At 35.1% G+C, this 3,469-nt stretch carries 5 protein-coding genes; 4 read left to right on the forward strand and 1 reads right to left on the reverse strand.

Annotation, left to right across the window (positions count from 1 at the left end):
• Positions 1 to 53 precede the first annotated feature (53 nt).
• Positions 54 to 242: a hypothetical protein gene (locus MW688_RS05800; RefSeq protein ID WP_486734988.1), complete on the reverse strand. Its 189-nt coding sequence runs from the start codon at positions 240 to 242 to the stop codon at positions 54 to 56.
• 176 nt (positions 243 to 418) lie between these two features.
• Between MW688_RS05800 and MW688_RS05805 the strand changes: the two genes are divergently transcribed.
• From MW688_RS05805 to MW688_RS05820, 4 genes are all read left to right on the forward strand, one after another.
• Positions 419 to 649 carry an acyl carrier protein gene (locus MW688_RS05805; protein WP_486734989.1) on the forward strand — a complete coding sequence of 77 codons (231 nt, stop codon included), beginning with the start codon at positions 419 to 421 and terminating at the stop codon, positions 647 to 649.
• Positions 650 to 775: 126 nt separating this feature from the next.
• The gene (locus MW688_RS05810; protein WP_486734990.1) at positions 776 to 1,912 is read left to right on the forward strand and encodes a hypothetical protein; all 1,137 of its coding nucleotides are present in this window, start codon (positions 776 to 778) and stop codon (positions 1,910 to 1,912) included.
• A 210-nt stretch (positions 1,913 to 2,122) separates the two neighbouring features.
• Positions 2,123 to 2,833, forward strand: a complete 711-nt coding sequence (locus MW688_RS05815) for an IS6 family transposase (protein WP_486734991.1) — start codon at positions 2,123 to 2,125, stop codon at positions 2,831 to 2,833.
• Positions 2,834 to 3,163: 330 nt separating this feature from the next.
• Positions 3,164 to 3,463: a hypothetical protein gene (locus tag MW688_RS05820; protein WP_486734992.1), complete on the forward strand. Its 300-nt coding sequence runs from the start codon at positions 3,164 to 3,166 to the stop codon at positions 3,461 to 3,463.
• Positions 3,464 to 3,469: the final 6 nt, after the last annotated feature.

Below are 3,469 nucleotides of genomic sequence, written 5' to 3' on the forward strand. Positions count from 1 at the left end.
AAGTTAGATTGATGTAGGATGATTGTACTCTTTCAAATTTTTTGCGACAGAACCTAAGGATGATAGTAAAATCGTTGTATGTTTCTGTAACTTCCGCCTTTTCCCGCCCACCGAGAGATTCCTTTCATAGTAATACGTCCACTCATAGCTAATAGAGCGGAGATAATACGACCAAAGTGACTAACTTGTGTAGTATCTAGTTGAAAATTGAGACAGGTCAAAAGTGCTAAAATATCAGGCATAGACTTAATTTGAGAAAATTATTTGATTAATAAAACCATTTTCCTACAAAAAGTCCTCTTGACTCTACATTAATTTTCTTTCTTCATTTTGGCGAAGGTATTGACAGAAGGATTAGGTTTGAGCTAATTTTGAACTTAAGTTAAAAAAATTAATCTAGTAAAAGGAGTGTTTAAAGATGAAATCTCTCGAAAAAATCATTGCTAATGTAATTCAAGAACCAATTGATTTAATTAATGATGAAACTAGCCCTCGTACTTCTAAAGGCTGGAATAGCTTAAAGCATATTGAATTGATCATGTCCATTGAACAAGCCTTCAATGTTCAATTTTCTTCCAGCCAAGTACCTTCACTTACTAGTGTTAAAAGTATTCGGCAAATCTTGTTGCAAAAGGGAATAAAACTGTAAAAAATTACTATCTGTAAATTTTCCGTTGATAGGCTCTAACAACTTACCTTGTGGGAATTATACCTGAAGGAGTGACGAGAGAGCTATATGAAAAAAAGACATAGTTAAATAAAAGACATAAAAAGTATGTTATCAAATTCTGAAGGTTCTGATAAGAAAACAAAAAGAATCTTAAATAAACCTATTAAAAGTAAATTAAGATTTCTGCTATTTTTATTTGTTTCAACCGTAATTGTTCTACTTACATTAACTAGTATTGGTAATTACTTGATGCACCCAATGATATATCGCACAGACTATATGAAGCGTGTTGCTAAGTATTTAAACGATGGTTATAATTATTCAATTTACGATCCTAATATTAATTGGCGAGCTTTTCGCCGAGAACATATTAAGCTTTTAGAGAAAACGCCAGAAATAATTGTTTGGGGAGGAAGTCGTTGGCAAGAAGCCTCATCCGAGTTAGTTAAAGGTAAAACCTTTTATAATGCTCATGGACATAGCGACTACAATGAAGACTTTTTTGCCATAACTAATTTGTTACTAGAAAATAATCGAATGCCAAAAACTTTAATTCTGAGTCTTCGTTATAGAATATTTGAGCCTATTGAGATGAGAAAACCTCAAGGGTGGAGAGAGTTTATGCCAGAATATCGTGCTATGGCTCGTCAATTAGGCATCAAACCTCATCCTTGGTATAAGACACTTCGTACCCAGCATTGGCTGGCCTTATTCTCTGGGAGTGATTTGAATAGACAAATTAAACGAAATATAGTTGGAGGGGAAACTCCGGGGCCGATTAAAGTAACGGAAACGAAAACTCTTGACGTCATAGGTTCGGATGGTTCACTACATTGGTCATTACAGAATAGAGAAAGATTTACTCCTGAATATGCTCGACAGGATGCCCTAAAGCGACTGGAACAATTCCAAAATTTCCAACTCCAAGTTGATCCTCTGATGATTGAAGCCACAGAAAAATTATTAGCATTCTTAAAGGAACAGGGAGTGAAGGTTATCCTAGCACAAACCCCATTTCATCCCACATTTTATCAAGGAATTAGCAACCAGCAATTTGGGGAAACTCTTAAAAAAATTGAAGGAATAGCTGATGAATTTGGTCAAAAATACGATCTTATTGTGGCCGGTAGCTTCAATCCTGCCAAATTAGGATGTAGTGAAGAACAGTTTATTGATTGGCATCATGCCACACCAGCTTGTTTACAAATTGTATTTAATCAAATGTCTTTAGATAGACTCTAATTTTTATGAAATAATTGGTAATCAAGAACCCTTAAAACGTAAGCGTTCAGAGGGGAGGAAAATATGTTAATTTAGAGACATGGAAAGTGCGACCTGAAAAGTTGCATCCGAGAGTGGAACCCTCAGAAAGTGGTTCTGTTGCAAAAAATATAAGTCGTGCTCGTAATATGTTAAGATATAGGGGCGCGACTGCTTTATTTAACCTGATTGATGAATCCCAAACAACCCTTCAAATGGCGCCATTTCCAAAAAGAAATAATCTTACTTAATGTGCGTTGGTATCTTCGCTATCCTTTAAGCTATAGGGATTTGTCAGAGATGATGTTAGAAAGGGGTTTATCAGTTAACCACTCAACTATATGTCGTTGGGTTCATACCTACGCACCAGAAATTGATAAGCGAACTCGTCGTTATCTCAAACCAACTAACGATTCATGGCGTGTTGATGAAACCTATATTAAGGTCAAAGGGAAATGTAAATATTTATATCGTGCTATCGATAGCAATGGTAATACTTTAGATTTTATGTTGAGTGCCAGACGGAATGGAAAGGCCGCAAAAAGATTCTTTGAGAAAGTCCTCAAAAATAGTCACAGTATGCAACCGAGAGTAATTAATACAGATTTAGATAAAGCTTATCCACCAGCCGTAGAAGACCTGAAGAAAGAAGGGACTCTGGATCCAAATAGTGAATTGAGACGAGTGAAATATCTTAATAATAAGATTGAACAAGACCATCGAGCGGTCAAGAAAATAACAAATGCTTCCCTGGGTTACAAGTCGTTCTATACAGCGTGGCGAACCATCAGAGGAATTGAAATTATGCACGCGATTAACAAAGGTCAAGTTGATGGTGTTGATCATAGGGATAGTGTAGCTCAAAAAGAATTTATTGAATCACTTTTTGATGTTGCTGCTTAAAACTTACGAGATACATAGTAATCTTGTCTGCTTCAGAACTCTTTGCAACAAAACCATTATTTGCCTCGTTCTAACGGATTTTGTTGGTAAGCGATTTTTGTATTTTAATAGAAACAAAGAAGGAAAGGTGGAAGAGTGAAACGCCTATCTATGGAATTGATGTATTTCGTTTTCTCCCCGATGAGCCATCGCCTTTTGTCCATGTTGAAAGAAGTTAGATCATTTACTCATACTTTAAATTGGCTTCAAAAAAGTTTACGTTTCACTTGACAAGATCCTAATGTACTAAGTATTATGTAGTTTAACCACTAATATGAAATAGGTAATTCAATGAGAAAAACTAAAAAAGAAGAACAAGAGAAACAAAATACTTTGTTCCAAAGCGCAATTTTTGCTTCTCTTTTAGGGTTGGTATGTAGTTACAGTATTTTACCAGCAAAAGCTTCTCAAAAAATCACCATTCAAAATCGCTACGGTCAAGTAAATAATCTATGTATTGAAGAGAGAACTTATGATATGGAATTAAACACAGTCAACTGTGATAATAATAATCAACAATGGACATCATTGATTGAAGACTATGGTTCCGTCGCAAAAAATGTGAGACTTCAGGTAGTTTGGTATAATTGAGTAAGA

It is taken from the genome of Johannesbaptistia floridana, assembly GCF_057440575.1.

Bases quoted from the DNA above. Each gene is read 5' to 3' on its own strand.
- MW688_RS05800 (WP_486734988.1), bottom strand. From the start codon at position 242: ATGCCTGATATTTTAGCACTTTTGACCTGTCTCAATTTTCAACTAGAT.
- MW688_RS05805 (WP_486734989.1), top strand. From the start codon at position 419: ATGAAATCTCTCGAAAAAATCATTGCTAATGTAATTCAAGAACCAATT.
- MW688_RS05810 (WP_486734990.1), top strand. From the start codon at position 776: ATGTTATCAAATTCTGAAGGTTCTGATAAGAAAACAAAAAGAATCTTA.
- MW688_RS05815 (WP_486734991.1), top strand. From the start codon at position 2,123: ATGAATCCCAAACAACCCTTCAAATGGCGCCATTTCCAAAAAGAAATA.
- MW688_RS05820 (WP_486734992.1), top strand. From the start codon at position 3,164: ATGAGAAAAACTAAAAAAGAAGAACAAGAGAAACAAAATACTTTGTTC.